This window comes from Thioalkalivibrio sp. ALJ4 (assembly GCF_000377225.1).
In the GTDB taxonomy this organism is placed as follows: domain Bacteria; phylum Pseudomonadota; class Gammaproteobacteria; order Ectothiorhodospirales; family Ectothiorhodospiraceae; genus Thioalkalivibrio.
In genome coordinates, this window is sequence record NZ_KB897920.1 from 223,648 (window position 1) to 250,168 (window position 26,521).

Genomic DNA, 26,521 nt, shown 5'->3' on the forward strand with positions numbered 1-26,521 from the left:
ACCGGGCTCAACGCCCGCCTTGCGCTGCCGCGGCCCACTCGCGGAGCGCGGCAACATCGACACAGGGGCCCGGCAAATCCGGCCCCCGGAACACCGTTGCCGGACACTGCGGCTCGCCAAATCCATCCAGGACAACCAGGGCGCCGGTGAAGTCCTGCTCGCGCGTGTAGTCGTTCGTCGTGACCACCACATTCAGCCCCGCCCCCCGGGCTGCGCGCACGCCGTTGTCCGAGTCCTCGAGGGCCAAGCAGGCCTGTGGCGGCAGATCCATCGCCTCCAGGGCGTGCTGGAAGATATCCGGGGCGGGCTTTTTCTCCGGGACGACGTCACCGGCAGAGATCACCTCGAAGCGGTCCGGACCCTCTTCGCCCAGCGTCGCCTCCAGCAACGCGGTGACGTTCTCGGGCGTCGTGGTGGTAGCAATCGCCAGGCGCAGTCCTGCCGCCGACGCCTCGTCGAGCAGACGTTCGACCCCCGGCCGCAGCGGGATCGCGCCGGTCTCCAGCAGCGCCACGTAGTGCCTTGTCTTGGCCGCATGCAGGTCCCGGATGCGCTGATCGATTTCGGGCTCGTCCAGGATGTCGGGATGATCCTCCGAGAGGTACTGGCGGATGCGTTCCTTGCCACCCGTCACGCGCAACAACTGTCCGTAGCGCTCGACGCTCCACTCCCAGTCCAGCCCGGCCTCGGCAAACGCCTGGTTGAATGCGACGCGATGCCCGTCGCGCTCGGTATCGGCCAGTGTGCCGTCGACATCGAAGATCAAGGCCTTCAGTTCCTGCATCCGGGTTCCTCTGGATATGTGGCTGATAAAGTGGGATTCGCTCCGGGCCCCACACAAAAAATACTGGCACGGGACTTGCCCAGCCGGGCTGTCTCTGATACTAAGTGCGCCTTATTTTTCCAGCCGGAGAGAATGCCCGCATGGCTGCTGACAAGAATCAGGACCACCCCTCCACCAAGCACATGGTTGCCGGAGGCATCGCGCCCTACGAGCCGAAGTCCGGCGAAGAGTACATGAATCCGGATCAGCTCGATCATTTCCGCAGCCTGCTGCGGGCATGGCGCCAGGAGCTGGCCGAAGAGGTCGACCGTACCGTGGGCCACATGCGTCAGGACGCCGCGAACTTCGCGGACCCGGCCGACCGCGCGACCCAGGAAGAGGAGTTTGGCCTGGAGCTGCGTGCCCGCGATCGCGAGCGCAAGCTGTCGAAGAAGATCGACGAGGCCCTGCGCAAGATCGACACCGGGGACTACGGCTACTGCGAGACCTGCGGCGTCGAGATCGGCATCCGCCGCCTCGAGGCACGCCCGACCGCCACGATGTGCATCGACTGCAAGCAGCTGGCGGAGATCAAGGAAAAGCAGATGGCCTAGGGAGACGCTGATTTAATCGCACGTCCGCGCTCGAGTCGCTTTTGCGTGGGAACAAGGCGCGGTGACTGCCGTGCAGTCATTCTGCACAAGGGAACCGCAACGCCGTTCCCACGCAAAAGCGGCCGAGCCCCTGCTTTCAATGGCTTGTGGGGTTGGTGCCCCCCCTGTTCCCCGATCCTGCGTTGCGCCCCGCATTCATCAAAAACGGGCGGGTAGAACCACTACCCGCTGCACGACGCGCCTTGTCTCGGAAAACAGGGGGCACCAACGCGGACGTGCGATTAAATCAGCGTCTCCCTAGCAGGTCATCCGGCGGCAGGATGGCTGTGCCATGACTACCGCCAGCTCGAATCAAGGCGCCCCCTATGTGGGGCGCTTTGCCCCTACCCCCTCCGGCCCGCTGCATGCGGGTTCCCTGTTCGCCGCCGTCATCTCGTGGCTGGACGCCCGCAGTCACCACGGCCGTTGGCACCTGCGTATCGACGACATCGACACCCCGCGCGTCCAGACGGGCGCGGAGTCCGCGATCCTTTCGGCACTCGAGGCCTTCGCCCTGGACTGGGACGGCCCGCCCACCCGCCAGAGCAACCGCACCCCGACATACCAGGCCGCGCTTGAGCACTTGCTAGCCCGGGACCTCGCCTTTGGCTGCGCCTGCACCCGGCGCGACCTTGCTCACAACGGCAAACCGGGCTGGGAAGGCCCGATCTACCCCGGAACTTGTCGTCAGGGTCCGCCGGCCGGACACCCGCCGCGGGCCTTCCGTGCCCGTGCGGCGCAGTCACACTGGGACGTGGAAGACCGTTTCCTGGGCCCCGTCGCCTTCGACCTCGAGGCCCTCGGCAGCGACTTCGTCATCCGCCGCGCGGATGGCCTGTTCGCCTACCAGCTGGCCACCGTCGTGGATGATCTCGGGTTGGGCGTGACCGACGTGGTGCGCGGAGTCGATCTGCTGGGCTCCACTCCCCGTCAGATGCAGCTGTATCAATCGTTGACCACGCCCTGGCCGCGTTACGCGCACCACCCCGTGCTGATCGGCGCGGGTGGCCAGAAGCTGTCCAAGGCGACAGGCGCCGAGGGTCTGCGCGAGGACACCACACGCGCCCAGCTCGCCTCAGTGCTGACCTGCATCGGGCTGGCACCCAGCGACCCCGACTGCCCCGACCGGCCCGCTGCCCAGCTGGCCGAGGCACTGGAGCGCCTGACCGACCGTCCCCTGGCCACTCGCCTGCCACTCACTACCGGCGTGCCCGTCCGCGAGCCAGGGAAACACTGATGAATGTACACGCTCGCGTTGGCACCCCAGGTTTTCCGAGACAAGGCGCGTCGTGCAGCGGGTAGTGGATCTACCCGCCCGTTTTTGATCAATTCGGGGCGCAACGCAGGATCGGGGAACCTGGGGTGCCAACCCCAAAAGGGCTCGGCCGCCGGTTGTTATCAAAAACGGGCGTGGGAACTGCGTTGCGGCTCCCTTGTGCAGAATGACTGCACGGCAGTCACCGCGCCTTGTTCACACGAAAAAAGTGACTCGAGCGCGAACGTGTACATTCATCAGTGTTTCCCTAGGGGGTAGACTGCGGCCATGCTGCGCCTGTCCACCCCCACATTCGCGCCACGGCCTGCGGCCCGTCACAGGCCGGATCGGCACACTCCGGGGCGCTGACCTTGCAGTCTTCACGCGCAATCCTCGTCGCCCTGCTGGGCGCCTTGCTGTTCCTCAGCCCACTGGTCATCTGGGTCGCGCACCTGACGCCGGCCTGGTGGTGGCCATTCGCTGGCTGGGCGACCTTCATCGTCCTGGTTGCCGTTGTCTTTGCCGGGGGTCGCCGTGACCCTTAGCCTGGGCCTGATCTACGCCGTCGGCGTGGCCTATCTGGCGCTGTTGTTCGGGATCGCCTTCCTGGCCGATCGCGTTCCGCGCGTCGGGCGCATCGCGGCCAACGGCTGGGTATTCAGCCTGTCGCTCGGCGTCTATGCCACGTCCTGGACCTTCTACGGCAACCTCGGCTTCCTCGCGGACCATGGCTACCTGTACCTGACGATCTACCTGGGCGTGACGCTGGCCTTCGCCGCTACCCCGTGGCTGCTGCGCCCGATCCTGCGCCTGACCCGCGAGCAGCAGCTCACATCCCTGGCGGATCTGTTCGCGTTTCGCTATCGCAGCCGCTGGACCGGCCCCATCGTCGCGCTGTTCATGCTGGCCGGGGTACTCCCGTACATCGCGCTGCAGATCAAGGCGGTCGCGGAATCCGCCGGCGTCCTGACGGCCGAGACGCCACCGCACCTCCTGGCCCTGACCTTCAGCGCCACCATCGCGTTGTTCGCGATCCTGTTCGGCGCCCGCCATATCGCACCGCGCGAGAAACACGCCGGCCTGGTGCTGGCCATCGCGTTCGAGTCCATCGTGAAGCTGGTGGCGATCCTCGGCATCACCGCAGTCGCGCTGTACGCGGTCTTCGGCGGGTTTTCCGGCCTGGACACCTGGCTGACCGAGAATCCCGAGGCCGTGGATGCGCTGTACGCGCCGGTACGCGAGGGCGGCTGGTTCGCGATGATGATTCTGGCGTTTGCCGCCGCCTTCCTGCTGCCGCGCCAGTTCCACATGCTCTTTACCGAGAACATCAACCCGGCGGCGCTCAACCGGGCTGCCTGGGCCTTTCCCGCCTTCCTGCTCCTGCTGAACCTGCCGATGCCGGTGCTCTACTGGGCCGGAGAGGCGGCCGAGCTCGGCATCGACACCAACTACTACGCAATCGGCATCGCCGGCATGGTCGACTCGCCCTCGCTGGCCTTGCTGGTGTTCATTGGTGGTCTCTCGGCCGCCAGCGCAATGATGATCGTGACCACGCTGGCCCTGGCCCACATGGGGACCAACTACCTGTCGCCACTGACGCGCCTGCACGACGAGGACAGCGCCGCCGCCAACCTCTATTCCCGGCTCCTCTGGGGTCGACGCCTGTGGATCGTGTTCATCATCGGTCTGGGCTACGCGTTCTACGGCCTGCTGCAGGTGGTCGAAGGCCTGGCCCAGCTGGGCCTGATCTCGTTTGCCGCCGTGGCCCAACTGCTACCGGGGCTGATCGGGCTGATGCTGTGGAAACAGGCCAACCGCGTCGGCTTCCTGCTGGGACTCTGTGCGGGCATCGCCGGCTGGCTGTTGACGCTGGTGCTGCCGCTGATGGCCAAGGCGGGGATCGTTGCTGGCTACCCGGACCCACAGGGAATGCTTCGGGCCGAGGCCCTGGACCCGTGGACCTTCGCCCTGATGTGCAGCCTCGGCATCAATGCCGTGCTGTTTGTGCTCGGCTCGCTGCTGACCCGCCCCAACCGCGAGGAGACCGAGGCCGGGCGCGCCTGCTGCCCCAACGAATCGGCCGGGACCGGCGGCGGCCTGCCGCTGGCCGGCGATGTCGCCGAGATGGAGACCGCACTGGCCGCCACGCTCGGTGCCAGCGCTGCCCGTCACGAGGTCCAGCGGGCCCTCGACGATCTCGGCCTGCCGCGCCACACCCGTTCGCGCGGCGACCTGCGCACGCTGCGCGAGCGCATCGAGCGCAACCTGTCGGGCCTGCTGGGCCCGGTGCTCGCCCGCATGATCGTCGACCAGCACCTGCGTCTCGACGCCGCCGGGCGCCACACTCTGAGCGAGAGCCTGCGCCGGGTGGAAGAGCAACTCGAGACGCGCGCCCTGCCCCTGTCGGGTCTGGCGGCCGAGCTGGACGCCCTGCGCCGCTTCCACCGCCAGATCCTTCACGAACTGCCGCTGGGGGTAGCAAGCCTTGGCACCACCGGCGAGATCACCGGCTGGAACCAGGCCCTGGCCAAACTGACCGCGATCAACACTGACCAGGCCATCGGATGCAATCTGCAGCAGCTCGAGAGTCCCTGGGCGGGGCTGCTGACCGCCTTTATCGAGAGCCCGGATCGCCAGTGGTACAAGCTCAACGTCGATCTGCCCGATGGCAACCGGCGGCTGAACCTCCACAAGTCCGCACTCCAGGACGAGCATGGCCGGCTGGAGGGTCGCATCGTCCTGATCGAGGACATCACCGAGCGCGCCCAGCTGGAGTCCGAAATAGCCCACGGTGATCGCCTGGCCTCCATCGGGCGCTTTGCCGCCGGGGTCGCGCACGAGATCGGCAACCCGCTGACGGGCATCGCCTCGCTGGCGCAGAACCTCCCGCTGGAGGAGGACCCCGAAGAGGTCCGGGGCACCGCCGAGGACATCCTCGCGCAGACGCGGCGCATCAATGCGATCGTGCAGTCGCTGGTCACCTTCGCCCATGCCGACGAGGGCCCCTCCGCCGGGCATTTCGAGACCATCGCGCTGGATGCCATCGTCAACGAGGCGATCCGCCTCACTCGCCTCGCCGGGCGCAAGGACCTGCGCTTCGAGCTGGACGGCCTCGAAGGCCTCTATCTGCGCGGCTCGCACGCGACCCTGCTGCAGGTGTTCATCAACCTGCTGACCAATGCCGAACAGGCCTCGCCCGAGAATGCGACGGTGGCGATCAGCGCCAGCGCTCGCGGTCGCAACATCCACCTGATCATCGACGACCGCGGACCGGGCATCGAGGAATCCAGCCTGGAGCGGCTGTTCGAGCCATTCTTTACCACCAAGCCCGCCGGCCACGGCACCGGGCTCGGCCTGCCGGTGGCCTACAGCATTGTGCGCGACCACGGTGGTACCCTGATGGCCGCGAACCGCCCGGACGGCGGTGCGCGCTTTATCCTGATCCTGCCGCGACACAACCCCGATGGCGACCACGCATGACGCGCATCCTTCTGGTTGACGACGAAGCCCCGATCCGCCGTGCCGTGCGCCGGTTCCTGGAGCATCACGGGTTCCAGGTGCGGCTGGCCGAAGACCTCGCCAGCGCCCGCACCGCCCTGCGGGAGGAACTGCCGGACCTGATGCTGGTAGACCTGCGCCTGCCCGACGGCGAGGGCATCGAGCTACTGGCCGAGGCCGGCCATACCCCCACCGTGATCATGACGAGCTACGCCTCGGTCCCCTCGGCCGTCACCGCGATGAAGGAAGGCGCGGCCGACTACATCGCCAAGCCATTCGATCACGACGCCCTGTTGCTCACCCTGCGCGCGGCGCTGCGGGGGGTCCCCGCCGCAACGACGGCGGGCAGCGACCGCGATGCCGACGACGACAGTCTGGGCCTGGTGGGCGACAGCGTGGCCATCCAGCGCCTGCGTGACCAGATCCGCCGGGTCGCGACCACTCAGTCCACCGTACTGCTGCGCGGCGAGTCGGGCACCGGCAAGGAGCTGGCTGCACGGGCCCTGCATCGGCTCAGCTCGCGCGCAACCGGGCCGTTTATTGCGGTCAACTGCGCGACCATCCCCGAGGGACTGGTCGAAGCCGAGCTGTTCGGCCATGCCCAGGGCGCCTATACCGGCGCCGTCAAGGCGCGCACCGGCCTGATCCAGGCGGCCCACGGCGGCACGCTGTTCCTGGACGAGATTGGCGAACTGGCCCCGGCCGCGCAGGCGCGCCTGCTGCGCGTGCTGCAGGACGGCGAGATCCGCCCGGTCGGCGCGAACGAAAACCTGAAGGTCGATGTCCGCCTGCTGGCGGCCACGCATCGCGACCTGGAGGCGATGATCGGCGAACAGGCCTTTCGTGCCGACCTGTACTACCGCCTGCGCGTACTGGAGCTGTCCATCCCGCCGCTGCGCGAGCGCCGCGAGGATATCCCGGCACTGGCCCGGCATTTCCTCTCCGATCTGGCAGGGAATGGCGGACCACCCGCCGAACTCACCCAGGCCGCGCAGAAAACACTCGAGTCCCACGACTGGCCGGGCAACGTGCGCGAACTGGCGAATGCCCTCGAGCGCGGCTGGGTGCTGAGCCCGGACAGCCGGATCGAACCGGACCACCTGGGACTGGCCCCGGCTACGGGCAATGGCGACACGACTCCCGGAGGCTCGAGCCTCAATGACTATTTCCGCCGCTTCGTACAACAGAACCAGGCCCAGATGACCGAGACCGAACTCGCGCGCGCCCTGGGTATCAGCCGCAAGACCCTGTGGGAACGCCGCCAGCGCGAGGGCCTGCCCCGCCCTTAAGCGGCCTGGCCGGGCGGCCTGACCGGGTCGAGGAGAGACGCCTTGAGCGACGCACGCCGCGTGTTCCTCGCGCTGTGGCCCGATGACACCACGCGCGGGATGCTGGATGACGAAGCGCAACGCCTGATTGGCCCGGGACGGCCCGTCCCCCGGGGCCACCTGCACCTGACGCTGGCCTTTGCCGGCACCATCCCGGCCACCCAGGCCGACTGTATCGCCCGGGAGATGGGTACGCTGGGGCAGGAGGCCTTTCCGCTCACACTGGACCGGCTCGGCCATTTCGAGCGGGCGCACGTCAGCTGGATCGGGCCCTCCGCGACACCGGCCGCGCTCGACACGCTCGCGGCCCGGGCGCGCGACCTCACCCGAGCCTGCGGCGCCACGCCAGAGGATCACTCGTTCCGGCCGCACGTGACCCTGCGCCGCTTCGCGCGTCCGCCCGAACGCGAGACGCCCGAGCACGCGATCCACTGGAACGCGACGGAGGTCGTGCTGATCGAATCCGGCCAGGGTGGCAACCCCGGCCCCTACAAGGTCCTCGCGCGGGTCCGGCTCAGTTCTTGAGCGTGACCGGGGATGTGAACATCAACAGGCCATAGTCCGCCTCGTACTGCTCCTTGAACTGTTTGGCAATGCGGTCGCACAGGTCCGGGGAACCGACCACTTCAAGCTTGATGTTGCCGCCCTGGCGCCAGTTGCCCCGGCGCTTGCCATGTTTGCCCCAGCCCCGGGTGTCGGACACGGTGTAGCCAGCCGCGCCCTGGCGGCGCACCTCCTCGATCAGAATATCCTCGAGGATGGCCTCGGCCACCACCGTCAACAGCAGCATCTCCTCCGATTGCATTGTCCTAGCCTCCCAGCGAGTAGAGCCACTGGGTCATCCAGAAGTACAGCGGGACGCCCAGGAAGATATTGAACGGGAAGGTGACCCCCAGCGAGGCCCCGATCGACAGCGCGGGGTTGGCCTTGGGTACCGCGATGCGCATGGCCGCGGGTGCGGCGATGTAGGACGCACTCGCGTACAGGGTAGCCAGCAGCAGCGTACCACCCAGGCTCATGCCCAGGCCCCAGCCCAGCAGGATCCCGAGGATCGCCGAGACCACCGGCATCACGATCGCGAACACCACCAGGAACAGCCCGTACTGGCGCACCTCGGCGATCCGGCTGGAGGCGACCAGCCCCATCTCCAGCAGAAACAGGGCCAGTACGCCCTTGAACAGATCGAAGAACATCGGCTCCAGTGGGTCCATCAATTCGGGACCGGCCACGAAGCCGATCACCAGCCCACCGGCGAGCAGGAAGATGCTCTTGCCGAAAAAGACCTCGTGCATGGTCTTGCCCCATTGCACCGGTCCCTTCGTGCCCATGCGTGCCAGCAGGATGCCGATCACCAGCGCCGGCATCTCCAGCAGCACGAGGAAGACCACCATGTGACCCTCGTAGTCGATCCCGCGGGCTGCGAGAAAGGCGACCGCCACCGAGAACGTCACCACACTGACCGAGCCGTAGTGCGCGGCGATAGAGGCCGAATCCGCGCGCGGCATATGCCCCAGCCAGCGCAGCACTGGAAACGCCAGCAGCGGGATCAGGGCCCCGACCGTCAGCACCGCAAGGCCGGGCAGAATCAGCGGCACCAACTCGCTCTCGGCCAGTTTCACGCCGCCATGCAACCCGATGGCCAGCAACAGATAGATCGACAGCGCCTCGTAGATCGCCATCGGGATCTTGAGATCCGACTTGGCCAGCCCGGCAATTGCCCCGAGCAGGAAGAACAAAACTACCGGATCAAAAGCCATTTCCACCCGTCTCCGTTACTGCGCTGCAGCACCCGGAATATCGTAGGGCAAACTCGAATCAATGTGCATCGATCCGCCGCTGCTACTGGCAGTAAAGCCAGACGGCTTCAGTGATGGGCTACGCTCGTAATGAGTGGTTTGTTCCCGAGCTGCCGGAGGCTGGCCGATGACACGCATCCTGATCCTGCAGGGCCACCCGGACCCGGCCGAAGGCCACTTCGACCATGCGCTGGCGGACGCCTACCGCGAGGGTGCCGAGCGTGCAGGTCTCGCAGTGGATGCGTTCCCGATCGCCCAGCGTGACTTCCCGCTGCTGCGCAGCCAGGCCGAGTTCCTGGAGGAGGCCGTGCCCCCGGCGATCCTCGAGGCACAGGAGTTGATCGAGGTCGCCAACCACCTGGTGCTCGTCTACCCCCTGTGGATGGGCGATATGCCGGCGCTGGTCAAGGGCTTTCTGGAGCAGGTCTTTCGGCCATCCTTTGTGGGTGACGGCGACATGAACCAGTTGCGCCATACCCGGCTGAGGGGCCGCTCGGTGCGTATCGTCGTCACCATGGGCATGCCGGCACCGATCTACCGCTGGTTCTATCGCGCGCACAGCCTGAGGAGCCTGGAGCGCAACGTCTTCCTTTTCTGCGGCTTCAGCCCCGTGCGCCACACCCTGATCGGGCAGTCCGGGGGCAATGCCGCTAGCCGCGAACGCTGGCTGGAAAAAATGAGGGAGCTGGGAGGTCAGGCGAAGTAGCACGACCATCGGTACACTCCCCCGGACCCCCAGCCAACGGACGCGTGTGAACCACAACGATCACCCCCTGAGCGAAGTACCGGACCACGCCCGCAAGGGGTTCTGGTCCATGACCGTGGTCCTGTTCGGGTTCACCTTTTTCACCTCGACCCTCTGGGCCGGCGGCTCGCTCGGCACCGCCTTCAGCTTCGGCGAACTGATGGTGGTGATTGCGCTTGGGAATCTCCTGCTCGGAGCCTATGCGGCCACACTCGCCTACATCGGCTGCAAGAGCGGGCTGCACACAGTGCTGATGGGGCGCTTCTGCTTCGGCGAGTGGGGCAGCAAGCTCTCCGACGTGATCCTCGCGTTCACCCAGATCGGCTGGTACGCCTGGGGTACCGCAACGGTTGCGATCATACTGGTCGAGACCACCGCCCTCCCCGAACCCATGGAGGTCGGACTGATGGTGCTGTTCGGCTTCGCCTTCTGCATCACCGCGATGATCGGCTACCGTGGTCTCGACTGGCTCTCCCGCGTCGCCGTGCCGGTAATGCTGCTGTTTATCCTGTTCACGCTGTTCATTGGCGTGGGCGAGGTCGGCGGCCCCGGCGGTCTGCTGGGGCAGGATCCGGAAACAGAGATGGGCTTCGGCTCCGCGCTCACCATCGTGATCGGGACGTTTGTCGGCGGCGCAACACTGGCGACCAACTGGACCCGCTTCGCGCGCACACCCCGCATTGCGGTGATCGCCACCCTGGCGGCCTTCGTCTTGGGAAATGGGTTGATGGTACTGACCGGCGCACTGGGCGCGCTGATCTATCACGAGGCGGACATCGTCCACGTGATGCTGGCGCAGGGGTTCGTGACCTTCACGCTGCTGATGCTGCTGCTGAACATCTGGAGTACTCAGGACAACACCATCTACAACTTCGGCGTGGCCGGTTGCAATCTGCTGCGCACCCAACGCAGGCGCCTGGTGACGGTACTCGGGGCCGCTATCGGCACGGCACTGGCGGTGGCCGGGATGTATGACTACCTGGTGCCGTTCCTGATCCTGCTGGGGACCTTCATCCCGCCGCTGGGGGGTGTAATCATGGCCGATTACTGGCTGCGCCACCGGGGGCAGTATCCACAACTGGCCAACACCCGGCTCCCGAGCTTTCACTGGCCGGGGCTGCTGGCCTACGCCGCCGGCTCGGCGGCCGCGTACTACTCGCCCGTCGTGCCGCCACTAGTTGGTGTGGTGGCCGCCACCGCGGCCTATGCGGTTCTGATGAACCCGGCCCTGCCCGCCGCGCTGCGGGCGCGACGGGCAGAGAATCGCTAAACCATCCGGGAAGGTTGATCAGAGATCAGGCGTCGGCGGGGTCGGCGGCTCCGGCAGGTCGGACGGATCCGGCAACGGGCCATCCCCCGGCGAGGGCGGGCTGGACGAACGCGGCGGCTTGGGCAGGTCCGGGCTGCTGCCACCGCGCTGCTGTCCCGGGGGTGTTCCGCCATGGCCCGGGGGCGGATTGCCTCCGGCCGGGGTACCACCACTGGCCCCGGGCGAGCCCCCCGGCGGGCCACCGGGGCCCGGTTGCGCCTGAGCGGTGCCGACCGTGAACAAGGCGCCCAGCGCCGCCGCCAATACCCAACGTTTCGTCGACATCATGTCACCTACTCCTTGTGTGGATTCCTGCCCGTGAGTCCGCGCGAAAGGCCCGGGCGTTCCGGCACACCCGAAAAACTGCCAATCCCTTCACACTATGCAGTCGCTTCGCGAGACCTTACGCCGTCGTTCCAGGATGAACTCTCATCCCCTGTGCAGGAACCACTCGGTACGCTGACGACTTCGATATCCTGCCAAGGTAGATCATTCACCAGGAGATGCTGACTGATGCAGCGCTTCGAGTCCCGCAACGTCTTTGGTCGCCCGCTGGAACCCTGCGGCACCGATCCCGTCACCGGCTTTTATCGCGACGGTGACTGCGCGACCGGCCATGACGACCAGGGCATTCACACCGTCTGTGCCGAGATGACCGAGGATTTTCTGGAGTACTCGCGCGCCAGGGGAAACGATCTAAGCACACCCAATCCGGCATTCGGGTTTCCGGGTCTGAAGGCCGGGGATCGCTGGTGTCTTTGTGCGGGGCGCTGGCTGGAGGCCTACAAGGCCGGCTGTGCGCCCGGGGTATTCCTGCGCGCCACGCACGAGGAGACGCTGGCGATCATCCCGCGCGATCTCCTGGCCGAACACGCGCGCGATACGGCCGAGTAGATAGCGACTCCGAAGGATGCGGAGTCGGCGGAGCTAGCCGGCCACCCGCCGTGCACGGCTCTCGCCGCTGTAGGCGGCCTTCCAGCTCTCGTAGTCGGCCACCAGTTGTTCGACGTCCGCGGCGTCGTACGGGCGCAGGCCGCTCAGCACCAGATGCTTGCTGCCTTCGGCCACGACGGCCTGGTCGATCACCAGCTCGTAGTCGAGGCGGATCTCGCCGCGCTTGCCGTTGACGGTCATCACCGCATCCTTGAGCCGCGGTTCCGGGACACCGGCCGTTGCGGCCAGCGGCTCCGGCAGGCTGAAGCCCATGCGCTCGTACATCACCAGCGGGCGCTTGGGGTTCACCATCACCCCGTGCTCCTCCATCAGCGGCACGAGCACATGCGGGAAATTCTGCCCGGAGAAGCTGACGTAGCTGCGGATCAGCGATTCGATCACATCCGGATCATCGATCACACGCCCGGAGCGCTCGACCTCGATCACGCTCTTGCCGCCGTCTGCCGTAATGGCGAAGGCATCGCCCGGGGTGTCCGGGAAGATCAGCGGCACATGTCCGCCCACCATACTGGTGAAGCGAAAATGCATGTTCGCGCTCGCGCCGAAGGTATCCAGCACCAGGGCAAACAGCAGATCGCCGGGCACACAGAAACGCCGGTTGTCGGCATCATGGATCGGGTTGAAGTCGCCCGCCAGCGTCTTGGCGAAGTCGCTACCCTGCTCGGGGGTAACCACCACCTGGCCATCCCGGAGTTCGTAGAAATCTTTCAGAAAAGGGGTATGGCTCACGCGGTCTCCCCGGCTGTTGTTGTCTTGTTATCGGGCCTGTCCCGGCGTTTGCACCACTATAGCCCGAAATGCCCCTCGATGGCCCGGATGAACGCGTCGCCGTAGCGCTCGAGCTTGTGCTGCCCCACCCCGGTAATCCCGGCCATCTCCTCGGGCGTACGCGGCGCGCTGGCCACCATCTCCAGCAGTGTGGCGTCGGAGAAGATCACATACGGCGGCACCCCCTGCTCGCGCGCCAGGTCCGTGCGCAGCGCCCGCAGGCGCTCCCACAGACCCCGGTCTTCCGGGTCCATCGCGGATACGCTGCGCGCTGTGTCGCGGCGTGCGGGCCGGGCCTGCCGCGCCGGACGGGCCTGCTCCTCGCGCAGGTGGATGGACTCCTCCCCGCGCAGCACGCCCCGGCAGGCCGGATCCAGGCGCAAGCCGCCGTGGCCCTCGTCATCCAGCCGCAGCAGACCTCGGGCCAATAGCTGGCGCACTACCCCGCGCCACTGCATCTTGTCCAGTTCGGTGCCGATCCCGTAGGTACTTAGCCGGTCGTGCCCGAGCCGCTGCAGGCGCTCGCTCGAAGACCCCCGCAGCACGTCGATCACATGCCCGGCCCCGAAGCGCTCGCCGGTGCGGTAGATGCAGGACAAAAGCTTCTGAACCGGCACAGTGGCATCCCAGGTCGCGGGCGGATCCGTGCAGTTGTCGCAGGTCCCGCAGGGTTCCGGCATGTGTTCGTCGAAGTACGCCAGCAGAGCCTGGCGGCGGCAGCTGGTGATCTCGCAGAACCCCAGCATCGCGTCCAGTTTCTGCTGCTCGATGCGCTGGCGCTCCGGGCCGGCCTGCGAGCCCTCCAGCATCTGGCGCAGGGTGACCACGTCCTGCAGGCCGTAGACCATCCAGGCATTGGCCGGCAGCCCGTCGCGCCCCGCGCGCCCGGTCTCCTGGTAGTACCCCTCCAGGCTCTTGGGCAGGTTCATGTGCGCGACGAACCGCACGTTGGGTTTGTCGATCCCCATGCCGAACGCGATCGTGGCCACCATGATCACGCCCTCTTCGCGCAGGAAGCGGGTCTGGTTTTCCGCGCGGGTCCGCGCCGAGAGGCCCGCATGGTAGGGCAGCGCGGGAATCCCCTGCTCCGCCAGCCACTCGGCCAGGGCGTCGACCTTCTTGCGCGACAGGCAATAGACGATGCCCGCCTCGCCGGCGTGCTCCTCACGGATAAAGCGCAGCAGGCGGTCGCGCGGCGTGCCCCCGCGCCCGCCATCGGCCTGAGCCACACGATAGCGGATGTTGGGGCGGTCGAAGGAACTGATGAACGCGCGGGCCTGTTCCAGCCTTAGCCGTTCGCGGATCTCCTGGCGAGTCGGCCCGTCGGCCGTGGCGGTCAGCGCCATGCGCGGGACATCCGGGAAGTGTTCGGCCAGCACCGCGAGCTGGCCGTATTCCGGGCGGAAGTCGTGACCCCACTGGGAAACGCAGTGCGCCTCGTCGATCGCGAACAGGGCCAGCTCGATCCCCTGCAAACGCTCCAGCATGCCCGAGGCAAACAGCCGTTCCGGGGACAGGTACAGGAGATCCAGTTCGCCCGCATGGAGTGCGGCCAGCACACCGCGCGCGGTCTCGGCGTCCTGACCGGAATCCAGGCTGGCCGCGGCCACCCCGTTCTGGCGCAAGGCCGCCACCTGATCCTGCATCAGCGCAATCAGCGGCGAAATCACGACCGCACAGCCCGGGCGGGCCAGCGCCGGCACCTGGTAGCAAAGCGACTTGCCACCACCAGTGGGCATCAGCACCACGGCATCGCCACCGGCGATCACATGCTCGATGACCGCCTGTTGCTGGCCACGAAAATCGGAATAGCCGAAGGTCTCGCGCAGGATGTCCAGCGGCGCAATGGCCGGGGCGCTTCCCTGCGCGTGCCCGGCGGCGAGACGTGTCGGTTCCAAAAGAAACTCCAGGGACTGGCAAACTCCGAAGCCTGCCGAATGCCAGCGGAAGCTGCAAGCCTCGAAACTGCCCGACCCGCCGGGGCGCTCTCTTCCGTCGCGACTGGTACGAATCAACTGCCACCGTGTACATTGGGCATCACCCCGCCCGACCCGTATCCACCACCAGACGTGATGGTCCGAAAGCATGCGCAATTCGGTTGACGAGGAAGTCCGCAGCGCGGTCCGCGAGTACCTGGATGCCTGGTTGCGGCACCGGGATGCAAACGAGGTGATAGCACTTAACGCCGAAACCGTCTGTGGTTTCGGAACCGGCATGGACGAGGCGGCGTTCTCGCCCGACGAGGCCGCTTCGATCATTCGGCGCGATATCGAGCAGGCCCCGGAGCCCTTCGACTACATGATCCAGCACGAGCACGTGACCTTTCCGCATCCGGAGGTCGCGATCGCGATGATCACGTTCGCGATGCACACCCGGATCCACGGACAACAGATCAGGCTCAACGAGTTGAGGGGCAGCCTGGTTTTTCGACGCACCGACGACGGCTGGCGTCTGGCGCACCTGCACGGCTCGTTCCCCACCACTGTCCACGGGGCCGACGAGCCCTACCCGATCAAGGAGTTGGAGGACCGCGCCCAGGTCCTTGATCGCATGGTCAGCGAACGCACGCGGGATCTCGAGGCCGCTCAGGAGCACCTGGAGCGCCTGGCCACCACCGACCCCCTGACGGGGCTGCACAACCGCCTGAAGGGTAACCATGCCCTCGAGGAAGCGATCCTGCAGGCCCGCCGGGACGCGAGCCCTCTGACCGCGATCCTGATGGACCTGGATCACTTCAAGACCATCAATGACCAGCAGGGGCACGCTCGCGGCGACCATGTCCTGCGCGAGACCGGACACCTGCTGCGCGACCGCATTCGCAGCTCCGATACTGCCGCACGCTGGGGTGGCGAGGAGTTCCTGATCCTCTGCCCGAACACCACAGCCGAACAGGCCGCGAATCTCGCCGAGGCCCTGCGCCATGCGATCGAGGCACATGACTTCGGGACCGCCCCACCGCTGACCGCGAGCTTCGGGGTTACCGGCCACCAGCCGGGGGAGTCGGCCGAGAACCTGATCGCGCGCGCGGACGAGGCGCTGTACGCGGCCAAGCGCGCCAACCGCAACCGCGTCGAAACCGCCTGAATGCGTGGGCACACGGCGCATCCGGATGCACCGCCCCCCGGGGCGGTGAACTGGCGCATCCTCAAGAGCCTGCTCCCCTATCTGGCGGAGTTTCGCGGACGGCTGATCCTGGCGCTTGTGCTGATGGGCCTGGCCAAGCTGGCCACGGTCGCGATCCCGCTGGCGCTGAAGTACATCGTCGAGCACTTCGAGGACGCCGGTACCGAGGCACTGGTCGCCGTACCGGTGGCCCTGGTGATCGGCTACGGTCTGTTGCGCTTTGGCAGCACGCTGTTCGGCGAGCTGCGCGACGCGGTATTCGTGCGCGTGGCGGAACGCGCGATGCGCCGCGCCTCGCTGCGCGTGTTCCAGCACCTGCACCGGCTGGAGCTGGGTTTTCACCTCGCGCGCGAGACGGGTGGTCTGGCGCGCGACATCGAGCGCGGCACCAGCGGCATGAGCTTCCTGCTGCGCTTTACCGTATTCAACATCCTGCCGACCCTGATCGAGATCGCGCTGGTCGCGCTGATCCTGCTGGTCGCGGTGGGGCCGGTGTTCATGGTCACGGTGCTGGTGGCGGTCGCGGTCTACATCGCGTTCTCGATCTGGATCACCGAATGGCGCACGCGCTTCGTGCGCGAGGCGAATCTGCGCGACAACGAGTCCAACACCCGCGCGATCGACAGCCTGCTCAACTACGAGACGGTCAAGTACTTCGGCAACGAGGCCTTCGAGGCCGAGCGCTACGACCGCGGGCTGGCCGCCTGGGAACAGGCGCGCACCAAGAACGTCCTGTCGCTGGTGCTGCTGAACTCCGGACAGGCCCTGATCATCGCCGCCGCGATTACCGTGATCATGCTCCTGGCCACGCGCCAGGTAGCCGCCGGCGAGATGTCGCTGGGCGATCTGGTGATGGTCAACGCCTACATGATCCAGCTGTTCATGCCGCTGAACTTCCTCGGCTTCGTCTATCGCGAGATTCGCCAGTCACTGGCCAACATCGAGCGGCTGTTCGGCCTGCTGGAAAAACCGGTTCAGGTGGAGAACCGCCCGGATGCCCCCGATCTAGAAGTCCGGGCGGGCACGGTGCGCTTCGAGCATGTGGAATTCGGCTATCACGCCAACCGGCGCATCCTCGAGGACGTCTCGCTGGAGATCCCGGCCGGTCACAAGCTGGCCGTCGTCGGCCCCAGCGGCGCCGGCAAATCCACCCTGGCGCGCCTGCTGTTCCGCTTCTACGACGTGGACGGCGGGCGCATCACGATCGACGGGCAGGACATCCGCGAGGTGACGCAGGCTAGTCTGCGCCGGGCCATCGGCGTGGTGCCGCAGGACACCGTGCTGTTCAACGACACCATCCGCTACAACGTCGCCTACGGCCAGCCAGGCGCGGACGAGGAGGCGATTCGTCGCGCAGTGCGCCTCGCACACCTGGACGACTTCATCGCACAACTGCCGGACGGGCTGGATACGGTTGTCGGGGAACGGGGGCTGAAGGTCTCGGGCGGGGAGAAACAGCGGATCGCGATCGCCCGCATGCTGCTGAAGGACCCACCGATCCTGGTCTTCGACGAGGCGACCTCGTCGCTGGATTCGGGCTCGGAGAAGGCGATCCTGCGCGCGCTGAACGAGGTCTCGGCACGGCGCACCACGCTCGTGATCGCGCATCGGCTGTCGACGGTGATCGACGCCGAACAGATCGCGGTCATGGAGCACGGCCACGTGGTCGAACGCGGCACACACCGCGAGTTGCTGGCCCTCAAAGGTGCCTACGCGCGGCTATGGCGCCACCAGCAGGAAGAGGCCGAACAGCCCCATCCGGCGACGCCTGGCGAATAGCTCAGTCGTCGACGTCGGCCTCTTCCATCCAGGCGGCCTGGATCGCCTCGAGGATGCGCTCGCCGGAACGGTTCGGGTCGTCGTCGAACTCCGGCAGCTCCATGACCCACTGGCGCAGGTCCATGAAGTTGATGTTGCGCGGGTCCACGTCCGGGTGTTCGTCCGCCAGCTGGATCGCGATTTCCTGGGTATCGGTCCACTTCATAGCCGTGCCCTCAGTGGTTCTCGGAGACCTGGTTGATGGTGTATTTCGGCAGCTCGACCACCAGATCGGTGTCGGCCACGATCGCCTGACAGGACAGTCGGGAGTCCGGCTCCAGACCCCAGGCCTTGTCCAGCATGTCTTCCTCGTCCTCGGTCGGCTCCTCGAGGGTGTCGAAGCCCTCGCGTACATAGACGTGACAGGTGGTACAGGCGCAGGACTTCTCGCAGGCATGCTCGATCTCGATCCCGTTTTTCAGGGCGAGATCGCAGATGCTGATGCCCGGCTCGGCCTCGATGGAGGCCCCCTCCGGGCAGATTTCCTCGTGGGGCAGAAAGATTACCTGGGGCATGTTGTCAGTTCCCTGCGTCGTATTCGCTAACGTTGTGTCCGGCGAGCGCGCGCCGGATGCTGTCATTCATGCGCCGCGCGACAAAGGCCTCGGAGGCCTGTTCCACGCGCTTGCGCGCTGCCTCGATGGCGTCGGGATCGGCACCCTTCTCGCGTTCGGCGCGCAGCGCATCGCGCGCCTGCTCGATGGTCTGGCGCTCCTCGGCCTCGAGGTAGCGATCGCCGTCCGTCTCCAGCGCGGCATCCAGCGCCTCGAGCACGCGGTCGGCCTCGACCTGCTCCTCGCGCAGGCGCCGCGCCTCCATGTCCTCGCGCGCGGAGGAGGCGGAATCGCGCAACATCTGTTCGATCTCGCTGTCGGTCAGGCCGTAGCTGGGCTTGACCTCGATATGCGCCTCCACGCCCTGGGTCTGCTCGCGCGCGGTCACGTTCAGCAGCCCGTCGGCATCGACCTGGAAGGTCACGCGGATGCGCGCGGCCCCGGCCACCATCGGCGGGATTCCGGACAGGGTGAAGCGCGCCAGCGAGCGGTTGGCATCGACCACATCGCGTTCGCCCTGCACCACGTGCAGCGACATCGCGGTCTGGCCATCCTTGAAGGTGGTGAAGTCCTGCGCGCGGGTGGCCGGGATCGTGGTGTTGCGGGGGATGATGAACTCGACCAGCCCCCCCATCGTCTCCAGCCCCAGCGACAGCGGGATCACATCCAGCAGCAGGAGTTCGGTATCCGGCTTGTTGCCGGCCAGGATGTCCGCCTGCTGGGCGGCCCCGATCGCCACCACGCGGTCGGGATCGATCCCGGCGTGCGGCGCGCGACCAAAGAACTGCTCCACCGCCTCGCGTACGGCCGGCATGCGCGTGGAACCACCCACCAGCACCACCTCGTCGATCGCGTCCAGCGCCAGGTCGGCATCTTCCAGCACCTGGCGGCAGGCAACCATCGTGCGATCCAGCAGGGGCCTGGCCAGATCGACCAACGTCACACGGTCAAGCTCCGCCGTGTAGGTCGAGCCATCGGCGCGCACGACCTCGACGCGGGTGCTCTCGGCGTCGGTCAGGGCCTCCTTGGCCTCGCGCGCGGCCAGCAGCACACGGCGCAGGCGCTGCGGATCGGTCTCGCCGGTCATCCCGGCCTGATTCAGCAGCCAGTCGGCGATCGCGCGGTCGATATCATCACCACCCAGGGCGGAATCGCCCCCGGTAGCCAGCACCTCGAACACGCCCCGGCGCAATTGCAGGATGGAGATATCGAAGGTCCCGCCGCCCAGGTCATAGACCGCAATCGTGCTCTCTTCGCCCTGGTCCAGGCCGTAGGCCACGGCCGCGGCGGTCGGCTCGCTGATCAGGCGCAGGACGTTCAGGCCCGCCAGTTGCGCCGCATCGCGCGTCGCCTGGCGCTGGGGGTCGTCGAAGTACGCGGGCACGGTAATGACCACGCCTTCCAGCTCGTCACCAAGCGTGGCTTCGGCGCGTTCGCGCAGGGTATTGAGGATGTCGGCCGAGACCTCCACCGCCGTCTTGTCCCCGGCCGCCGTCTCGATCCGAGGAACGCTGGAGTCCCCGGTCTTCAGCCGAAACGGCAGCTCGCCGGACAGCGTGGCCACATCCGCCGCACCGCGCCCGATCAAACGCTTGACCGAAGCAATGGTGTTGTGCGGATCATCTGCCGCATGCTCGGCCGCCGCGTGCCCGACGCTTACCGCATCCGGCGCGTAGTGCACCACAGAAGGCAGGATATGCCGGCCCTGCTCGTCCGGCAGGGTGTCGGCCACACCACTGCGCACGGTGGCGACCAGCGAATGCGTGGTGCCGAGGTCGATCCCGGCTGCCAGGTGCCGCCGGTGCGGGGCGGAGTCGGCTCCGGGTTCGGTGATCTGCAGTAACGCCATCGAAAATCGGCTCCTTTGGAGGCCGCGGCTGGTTATGGACTAGCCGCGCGCCAGGTTCTGTCGGGTTCGTTTCAGCTCGGCCAGCAGGCGGTCGAAAAAGCGCAGCTCGAGCACGCGATCCTTGGCCTGTGCCCCGGGCGATGTCGGATCGGCCAGAGCCTCGGCGACCTTCGAGCGCGCTTCGTCGCGGGCCTTTTCCAGCTCCATCCCCACCGCGTCCAGTTCCTCGCGGTCGCCGGCGGATTCGGCCTCTTCCAGGCGTTCACGCCACTCGATCTGGGCCTCGATGAACTCGATGTTCTGGCTGGTATCGCGTTCTGCATCGAACGCAATCCCACCGCGCTCCAGCAAGGCCACCGCACGGCGGTAGTCGTCGTCGAGAATGGCATAGGCCTCGTTGACATCGGCCGCCATCGCCGCAGCCATGCGCCGCGCCTGGTCGCCCTGACGCACGAAGCGGTCGGGGTGCAGCTCGGCCTGCAGGCGCTTGAAGCGCTCGGCCAGCTGCTGACGGTCGATCTCGAAAGCGACCGGCAAGTCGAACTGCTCGAAGGGGTCGGTCATGACGTCCTGTGGTCCTCGCAACAAGAGGCTGGCATCGGGCACGGGCGCCCAACGCAAAACGGGGTGGGACAGTGGCTGCCAGGCAACCACCATGCACCACCCCGGATGCGTGCATCAGTCAGATACTGAAGCTTTCACCGCAGCCGCACCGGGCCTTCTCGTTCGGGTTATTGAACCTGAAACCCTCGTTCAGGCCTTCCTTGCCGAAATCCAGCTCGGTGCCATCCAGATAGACGAGCGACTTCGGGTTGACCACCAACTTGATGCCACGATCCTCGAACACCGTGTCGGTGTCCTCGATATCGTCGGCGAACTCGACCACGTAGGCCATGCCCGAGCAGCCGGTCGTCCTGACCCCGAGGCGCACGCCCACACCCTTGCCACGCTGGGCAAGAAAGCTCTGGATGCGCTCGGCTGCCGGTTCGGTCAGTGTAATCGCCATAGACACCTCAGGCGGTCTTCTGCTCGGCCTGCTCGTCCTGACCGTGCCGCTCCTGATAGTTGGAGATGGCTGCCTTGATCGCGTCCTCGGCCAGCACGGAGCAATGGATCTTCACCGGCGGCAGGGCCAGTTCTTCCGCAATCTGCGTATTCTTGATCTGGCTGGCCTCGTCCAGGGTCTTGCCGCGCACCCATTCGGTGAGCAGCGAACTGGAGGCGATGGCGGAGCCACAGCCGTAGGTCTTGAACTTGGCGTCTTCGATCACGCCTTCGTCGTTGACCTTGATCTGCAGCTTCATCACATCGCCGCAGGCCGGGGCGCCGACCATGCCGGTACCGACGGAGTCATCGTTCTTGTCGAAGCTGCCGACGTTGCGCGGATTTTCGTAGTGGTCCAGAACCTTGTCACTGTAAGCCATGACCGTTCTCCTATTGCGTAGTACGCGTTGCGTTCGTGGTGCCGAGCCGGTGGCCTAGTGGGCCGCCCACTCGACGGTGCTCAGATCGATGCCGTCCTGATACATCTCCCACAGTGGGGAGAGCTCGCGCAGCTTGGCGACTGCGGCGCGCACGATCTCGACCGTATGGTCGACCTCCTCGACGGTCGTGTAGCGACCGATGGAGAAGCGGATCGAGCTGTGCGCCAGCTCGTCGTCGCGACCCAGTGCTCGCAGCACGTAGGACGGCTCCAGGCTCGCCGAGGTACACGCCGATCCGGAGGACACGGCGATGTCGCGCAGCGCCATGATCAGGCTCTCGCCCTCGACGAAGTTGAAAGAGACATTCAGGTTGTGCGCGACCCGCTGTTCGGCGTCGCCGTTCAGGTAGACCTCTTCCATGCCGTCGAGGCCCGCCCACAGGCGGTCGCGCAGCATGCGGATGCGCTCGAGTTCGGTACCCATTTCCGCGCCGGCAATTCGGAAGGCCTCGCCCATGCCGACGATCTGGTGAGTCGCCAGAGTGCCAGAGCGCATACCGCGTTCGTGCCCACCACCGTGCATCTGCGCCTCGATGCGCACCCGCGGCTTGCGGCGCACATACAGGGCACCGATGCCCTTCGGCCCGTAGGCCTTGTGCGCGGAGAAGCTCATCAGGTCTACCGGGAGTTTGGACAGATCGACCGCGACCTTGCCGGCGGACTGGGCCGCGTCCACGTGGAAGACGATCCCGTGCTCGCGGCACAGATTGCCAATCGCCTCGATGTCCTGGATCACGCCGATCTCGTTGTTCACGTGCATCACGGAGACGACGATCGTGTCGTCCCGGATCGCATCCTTGAGTTCCTGCAGGTCCACCAGGCCGTTCTCCTTCACGCCCAGATAGGTGACCTCGAAGCCCTCGCGTTCCAGCTGGCGCGCGGTGTCCAGCACGGCCTTGTGCTCGGTCTTGACCGTGATGATGTGCTTGCCCTTGCGCTGGTAGAAATTCGCGGCACCCTTGATCGCCAGGTTGTCGGACTCGGTGGCGCCGGAGGTCCAGATGATCTCCTTCGGGTCGGCGCCAACCAGCGCAGCAACCTGCTCACGGGCATTCTCCACGGCTTTTTCCGCACCCCAGCCGAAGCTGTGGCTGCGCGATGCCGGGTTGCCGAACAGGCCGTCCTTGGTCAGGCAGCCGGTCATCTTCTCGGCCACACGCTCGTCGACCGGCGTGGTCGCGGAGTAGTCCAGGTAGATGGGCAGTTTCAGGTCACTCATTACGCGTTCACTCCTTACGCAGCCGCCTCAGGCGGTCGCATTGCTCGATTTGGTTGCATCGCCCTTCAGGGCGTTGCCATGCACGACCACTTCCTTCACGCCATCCTGCTCCTTCTGTGCCCGATGCCGTTCCAGCACATCCGCCAGCGTCCGGTTGCTGAGAAAGTCGTAGAGCTGCTGGCTGAGATCCGTCCACAGATCGTGCGTCAGACAGCGCGATTCGGAATTGCAGTTGGCCTTGCCGCCACAGCGCGTGACATCCACGGGCTCGTCGACCGCGACGATGATATCGGCCACCGAGATACCCTCGGGCTCCCGACTCAGCGCATAACCACCGCCCGGGCCGCGACTGCTGTTCACCAGCCCCTGCCGGCGCAGCCTGGAAAAAAGCTGCTCCAGATAGGACAATGACAGTTTCTGGCGTCGCGCCACCTCGGCCAGTGATACCGGGCCGTTCTCGGTGTGCATCGCCACGTCCAGCATGGCAGTGACGGCGTAGCGCCCTTTGGTCGTCAGTTTCATGGCTGTGTCTGCTTCCTGCTCATTTGACGTGCAGCTTAGAATAACCGACCAAAACGATCAAGTATTCCCCTGCTGTTTACGTTCTTGTTGGCTTTCCGCAGGCCGAGGCACTTCGCATTCGTCCGGCTCCAGCCCCTCCAGATCGCAGGGCTCGATCGGCCTCGAATCCGCATCGCCCACCACCTCGCCGGGGTCGATCCCCGCACGCTTCAGGGCCTGGCAGGCCTTGTCCATGCGCTCGTCCAGCTCATGCACTCGGTGCACGATCCGATGAATCGCGTTGGCCACCGGGTCGGGCATATCGCGCGCAACACCGTAGGCATCGAAACCCAGGCGGTCGGCCATCTGCTGAAACCGCGGGTCCGGCTCCGGCCGCGGACCGATGACCCGCGCCGGGATCCCGACCGCCGTCGCATCCGCCGGGACATCCTTCAGCACCACTGCATTCGAACCGATGCGCGCGCGGTCACCCACGTGGATCGGGCCCAGCAGTTTGGCCCCCGCACCGATGACCACCTCGTCGCCCAGCGTCGGGTGGCGTTTGCCGCCCTCCCAACTGGTACCGCCGAGGGTCACCTGGTGGTAGATCGTGCAGTCATCGCCGACCTCGGCGGTTTCGCCGATCACCACACCCATACCGTGGTCGATAAAGAAGCGCCGCCCGATCTTCGCGCCCGGGTGGATCTCGATCCCGGTCACCCAGCGACTGAAGTTGGCAATCACCCGCCCCAGCCAGCGCATGCGATGGTTCCACAGCCAGTGCGCCAGCCGGTGATACCAGAGCGCATGCAGACCGGGATACGCCGTCACCACCTCGAAGGCGTTGCGGGCGGCGGGGTCGCGTGCGAACACGCAGCGAATGTCCTCGCGCATCCTGTCAAACATGGCCGGGCCTCATTCCTGAGTCATTTACTAAGGTATCACTTCCGCGCGCGACCCGTCTCAGCGGCCACGCTCCGTGTGCGTCAATATGCCGCGCAGCATGCGCACCTCGCTGGCACTGAGCCCCGCGCGCATGTAGAGGTGGCGCAGGCGCCGCATCAAATGGCGCGGGTTCTCGGGATCCAGCACCTCGATGGTCGTCAGCGCCTGCTCGAAATGACTGAACAGGCCCTCCATCTCCGCCTGGGTCGCCAGCGGGTCGCGCGCATCCTCGGGCTCGGCCGCAGCCGCGGCCCCAACCGACTCCCCGGCCAGGACGGCCATGCGCAGCGCATAGGTCATCACCTGCACGCTGCCGGCAAGATTCAGGGAGCTGAAATCCGGGACGGTCGGGATCTGGACAAAGGCGTTGCAGTGATCCAGCTCGGTATTGGTCAGCCCGCTGTGCTCGCGCCCGAACACCAGCGCGACCGGCCCCTCGGACGCATGCGTCAGCACCTGTTCGGCCGCAATATCCGGGCCCAGCACGGGCACAGAGTGCGTGCGCAGCCGGGCGCTGGTCCCGATCACCCACACACAGTCCGCGACCGCAGCCGCCAGGTCGTCCACCACCCGTGCCCGCGCCAGCAGGTCATCGGCCCCGGAGGCCAGCGCCGTGGCATCGGCATGCGGGAACCGCTCCGGCGCCACCAGCACCAGATCGGTAACCCCCATGGCCTTCATTGCACGCGCGGCGGAGCCGATGTTGCCCGGATGCGTCGTACCGACCAGCACGACCCGCACCCGGCCCAGGCGTTGCTCCATATGCGGAACCCCCTTCGTTCAAGGCGTCGGATTGTACACACCGGTGCCTGCGACTTCCCAAAAAAGAGCCGCTTGTGTATTGTTCGCGGCCTTTCCGCGGCGCGTGCGCGCGCCCGCTGGACACCCCTCAGAACACCAGGAGACACCCCATGCACCCCATGCTGAACACGGCGGTATCGGCGGCTCGCGAAGCCGGACGCATCACCACCCGCGCCTGGGGACGACCGGATCGCATGAACACGCGCGAGAAGGCCCGCAACGACTGGGTGTCGGATGTCGACCTCTCCGCCGAGCAGGCCATTGTGCAGACGTTGCGCCGCGCCTATCCCGACCACACCATCATGGCGGAAGAAGGCGGGCAGCAGGACGGAGCCGACGGCGAATACGTCTGGATCATCGACCCGCTGGACGGCACCACCAACTACCTGCGCCAGATCCCCCAGTACGGCATCTCCATCGCACTCAAGCACAAGGGGCGGCTGGAGCAGGCGGTGGTCTACGACCCGCTGAAGGAAGAGCTGTTCACCGCGACGCGGGGTGCCGGGGCGTTTCTCAACAGCCGCCGGATCCGCGTGTCCGACCGCAAGGACCTCAACGGCGCCCTGCTGGGCACCGGCATCCCCTTCCGCGAAGGCCAGGATCTGGAGCGCTACCTGAGCAGCCTGCGCCACCTGGTGCCCGGCACCGCCGGTGTACGCCGCCCGGGCTCTGCCGCGCTGGATCTGGCCTGGGTCGCTTGCGGACGCTTCGATGGCTTCTGGGAGATGGGCCTGCAGGCCTGGGACATCGCGGCAGGCCTGCTGCTGGTGCAGGAGGCGGGTGGCGTTGTCAGCGACTGGGCCGGCAACCCGGACGTGCTTCGCCGCGGCGATGTCGTCGCCGGCAACCCGAAGGTGCTCAAGGCCATGCTGCAGCGCCTGCACCAGGCCGAAAAAGAACGCGCCGCCCAAGCGAACGACTGAGCCCTCCCCTTCGCGCCCTGCCGGGCTAACGCCCCGGTAGGCGCCCCCGCCACCTTTCGCGCCGTTAATACTGGGCTTGGTTCATCCTCTGGAGTTTACGGTGCCTTCGACCGGCCGCATGCCAAGCGCTGTCTCGCCAGCGCGCCGCGCCCGTTATTGATCAACAACTGGCTTCTTTGCTCGTGCAAAGAAGTACCCACGAAACACGCCCGACTGCCGCGACCCCGGCCCGCTGC

The 26,521-nt window shown here is 66.6% G+C and carries 28 protein-coding genes; 12 read left to right on the forward strand and 16 right to left on the reverse strand.

Translation table 11 applies throughout. The features are described 5' to 3' along the window. Positions 1-7 precede the first annotated feature (7 nt). Positions 8-784 (reverse strand): HAD family hydrolase, encoded by a 777-nt coding sequence (locus C936_RS0112530; RefSeq protein ID WP_018138863.1) that lies wholly within the window; start codon positions 782-784, stop codon positions 8-10. A 140-nt stretch (positions 785-924) separates the two neighbouring features. On the opposite strand from C936_RS0112530, the gene dksA reads away from it, so the two are divergent. The 6 genes from dksA (at position 925) to thpR (ending at position 8,022) form a co-directional block, all read left to right on the forward strand. Beyond that, a complete protein-coding gene (dksA, locus tag C936_RS0112535) occupies positions 925-1,377 on the forward strand; it encodes an RNA polymerase-binding protein DksA (protein ID WP_018138864.1) in 453 nt (150 codons plus the stop codon). A gap of 331 nt (positions 1,378-1,708) precedes the next feature. Next, entirely contained in the window at positions 1,709-2,653 is a 945-nt protein-coding gene (gene gluQRS / locus C936_RS0112540) for a tRNA glutamyl-Q(34) synthetase GluQRS (RefSeq protein WP_018138865.1), read from the forward strand. Positions 2,654-3,042: 389 nt separating this feature from the next. Further along, on the forward strand, positions 3,043-3,216 hold the full coding sequence (locus C936_RS15060) for a hypothetical protein (RefSeq protein WP_018138866.1): 174 nt from the start codon (positions 3,043-3,045) through the stop codon (positions 3,214-3,216). Continuing rightward, positions 3,206-6,151 carry a sensor histidine kinase gene (locus tag C936_RS0112550; protein ID WP_018174418.1) on the forward strand — a complete coding sequence of 982 codons (2,946 nt, stop codon included), beginning with the start codon at positions 3,206-3,208 and terminating at the stop codon, positions 6,149-6,151. Before C936_RS15060 ends, C936_RS0112550 begins: the two co-directional genes overlap by 11 nt. Further along, the gene (locus C936_RS0112555; protein WP_018174417.1) at positions 6,148-7,458 is read left to right on the forward strand and encodes a sigma-54 dependent transcriptional regulator; all 1,311 of its coding nucleotides are present in this window, start codon (positions 6,148-6,150) and stop codon (positions 7,456-7,458) included. The genes C936_RS0112550 and C936_RS0112555 overlap by 4 nt, the downstream gene beginning before the upstream one ends. Positions 7,459-7,500: 42 nt before the next feature. Beyond that, positions 7,501-8,022, forward strand: coding sequence for an RNA 2',3'-cyclic phosphodiesterase (gene thpR / locus C936_RS0112560; protein ID WP_018138869.1), 522 nt, complete (start codon positions 7,501-7,503; stop codon positions 8,020-8,022). On the opposite strand, the gene C936_RS0112565 is transcribed toward thpR, so the two are convergent. Continuing rightward, positions 8,012-8,302, reverse strand: coding sequence for a hypothetical protein (locus C936_RS0112565; RefSeq protein ID WP_018138870.1), 291 nt, complete (start codon positions 8,300-8,302; stop codon positions 8,012-8,014). The two genes, thpR and C936_RS0112565, sit on opposite strands and share 11 nt — an antisense overlap. A 4-nt stretch (positions 8,303-8,306) precedes the next feature. Further along, the gene (locus C936_RS0112570; protein WP_018138871.1) at positions 8,307-9,254 is read right to left on the reverse strand and encodes a sodium-dependent bicarbonate transport family permease; all 948 of its coding nucleotides are present in this window, start codon (positions 9,252-9,254) and stop codon (positions 8,307-8,309) included. Between the two features lie 166 nt (positions 9,255-9,420). On the opposite strand from C936_RS0112570, the gene C936_RS0112575 reads away from it, so the two are divergent. Together C936_RS0112575 and codB are read left to right on the forward strand one after the other, a co-directional pair. Beyond that, positions 9,421-9,999 (forward strand): NAD(P)H-dependent oxidoreductase, encoded by a 579-nt coding sequence (locus tag C936_RS0112575; protein ID WP_018174416.1) that lies wholly within the window; start codon positions 9,421-9,423, stop codon positions 9,997-9,999. Between the two features lie 46 nt (positions 10,000-10,045). After that, positions 10,046-11,308, forward strand: coding sequence for a cytosine permease (codB, locus tag C936_RS0112580; RefSeq protein WP_018174415.1), 1,263 nt, complete (start codon positions 10,046-10,048; stop codon positions 11,306-11,308). 18 nt (positions 11,309-11,326) lie between these two features. Here codB and C936_RS14800 read toward each other — a convergent pair whose 3' ends face one another. Next, complete coding sequence (locus tag C936_RS14800) at positions 11,327-11,632, reverse strand: hypothetical protein (RefSeq protein ID WP_081601208.1); 306 nt, start codon at positions 11,630-11,632, stop codon at positions 11,327-11,329. 228 nt (positions 11,633-11,860) lie between these two features. Here C936_RS14800 and C936_RS0112585 point away from each other — a divergent pair, with 228 nt between their 5' ends. Next, complete coding sequence (locus C936_RS0112585; protein WP_018138874.1) at positions 11,861-12,241, forward strand: DUF2237 family protein; 381 nt, start codon at positions 11,861-11,863, stop codon at positions 12,239-12,241. Between the two features lie 33 nt (positions 12,242-12,274). Here the strand turns inward: C936_RS0112585 and C936_RS0112590 are convergent, their stop codons facing one another. Continuing rightward, positions 12,275-13,030: a DUF3581 family protein gene (locus C936_RS0112590; RefSeq protein WP_018138875.1), complete on the reverse strand. Its 756-nt coding sequence runs from the start codon at positions 13,028-13,030 to the stop codon at positions 12,275-12,277. Between the two features lie 56 nt (positions 13,031-13,086). Next, complete coding sequence (recQ, locus tag C936_RS0112595; protein WP_018649344.1) at positions 13,087-14,967, reverse strand: DNA helicase RecQ; 1,881 nt, start codon at positions 14,965-14,967, stop codon at positions 13,087-13,089. A gap of 187 nt (positions 14,968-15,154) precedes the next feature. On the opposite strand from recQ, the gene C936_RS0112600 reads away from it, so the two are divergent. Both C936_RS0112600 and C936_RS0112605 read left to right on the forward strand, forming a co-directional pair. Further along, complete coding sequence (locus tag C936_RS0112600; RefSeq protein WP_018174413.1) at positions 15,155-16,153, forward strand: diguanylate cyclase; 999 nt, start codon at positions 15,155-15,157, stop codon at positions 16,151-16,153. Beyond that, entirely contained in the window at positions 16,154-17,971 is a 1,818-nt protein-coding gene (locus C936_RS0112605; protein WP_018174412.1) for an ABC transporter ATP-binding protein/permease, read from the forward strand. It abuts the gene before it with no gap. Between the two features lies 1 nt (position 17,972). On the opposite strand, the gene iscX is transcribed toward C936_RS0112605, so the two are convergent. From iscX to C936_RS0112655, 10 genes are all read right to left on the reverse strand, one after another. Next, on the reverse strand, positions 17,973-18,176 hold the full coding sequence (iscX, locus tag C936_RS0112610; RefSeq protein ID WP_018138879.1) for a Fe-S cluster assembly protein IscX: 204 nt from the start codon (positions 18,174-18,176) through the stop codon (positions 17,973-17,975). Between the two features lie 10 nt (positions 18,177-18,186). Then, positions 18,187-18,525 carry an ISC system 2Fe-2S type ferredoxin gene (fdx, locus tag C936_RS0112615; RefSeq protein ID WP_018138880.1) on the reverse strand — a complete coding sequence of 113 codons (339 nt, stop codon included), beginning with the start codon at positions 18,523-18,525 and terminating at the stop codon, positions 18,187-18,189. 4 nt (positions 18,526-18,529) lie between these two features. Next, positions 18,530-20,413 carry a Fe-S protein assembly chaperone HscA gene (gene hscA / locus C936_RS0112620; RefSeq protein ID WP_018174411.1) on the reverse strand — a complete coding sequence of 628 codons (1,884 nt, stop codon included), beginning with the start codon at positions 20,411-20,413 and terminating at the stop codon, positions 18,530-18,532. A 39-nt stretch (positions 20,414-20,452) separates the two neighbouring features. Then, positions 20,453-20,977 (reverse strand): Fe-S protein assembly co-chaperone HscB, encoded by a 525-nt coding sequence (gene hscB, locus C936_RS0112625; protein ID WP_018174410.1) that lies wholly within the window; start codon positions 20,975-20,977, stop codon positions 20,453-20,455. Positions 20,978-21,095: 118 nt separating this feature from the next. Then, a complete protein-coding gene (gene iscA / locus C936_RS0112630; RefSeq protein ID WP_018138883.1) occupies positions 21,096-21,419 on the reverse strand; it encodes an iron-sulfur cluster assembly protein IscA in 324 nt (107 codons plus the stop codon). Between the two features lie 7 nt (positions 21,420-21,426). Next, the gene (iscU, locus tag C936_RS0112635) at positions 21,427-21,837 is read right to left on the reverse strand and encodes a Fe-S cluster assembly scaffold IscU (RefSeq protein ID WP_018138884.1); all 411 of its coding nucleotides are present in this window, start codon (positions 21,835-21,837) and stop codon (positions 21,427-21,429) included. Between the two features lie 54 nt (positions 21,838-21,891). After that, on the reverse strand, positions 21,892-23,115 hold the full coding sequence (locus C936_RS0112640; protein ID WP_018138885.1) for an IscS subfamily cysteine desulfurase: 1,224 nt from the start codon (positions 23,113-23,115) through the stop codon (positions 21,892-21,894). Between the two features lie 27 nt (positions 23,116-23,142). Beyond that, positions 23,143-23,637, reverse strand: a complete 495-nt coding sequence (locus C936_RS0112645; protein ID WP_018138886.1) for an Rrf2 family transcriptional regulator — start codon at positions 23,635-23,637, stop codon at positions 23,143-23,145. Between the two features lie 57 nt (positions 23,638-23,694). Then, a complete protein-coding gene (gene cysE, locus C936_RS0112650) occupies positions 23,695-24,522 on the reverse strand; it encodes a serine O-acetyltransferase (protein WP_018174409.1) in 828 nt (275 codons plus the stop codon). A gap of 57 nt (positions 24,523-24,579) precedes the next feature. Then, complete coding sequence (locus C936_RS0112655) at positions 24,580-25,323, reverse strand: RNA methyltransferase (RefSeq protein WP_018174408.1); 744 nt, start codon at positions 25,321-25,323, stop codon at positions 24,580-24,582. Between the two features lie 149 nt (positions 25,324-25,472). Between C936_RS0112655 and C936_RS0112660 the strand changes: the two genes are divergently transcribed. Continuing rightward, positions 25,473-26,285, forward strand: a complete 813-nt coding sequence (locus C936_RS0112660) for an inositol monophosphatase family protein (RefSeq protein WP_018138889.1) — start codon at positions 25,473-25,475, stop codon at positions 26,283-26,285. Positions 26,286-26,521: the final 236 nt, after the last annotated feature.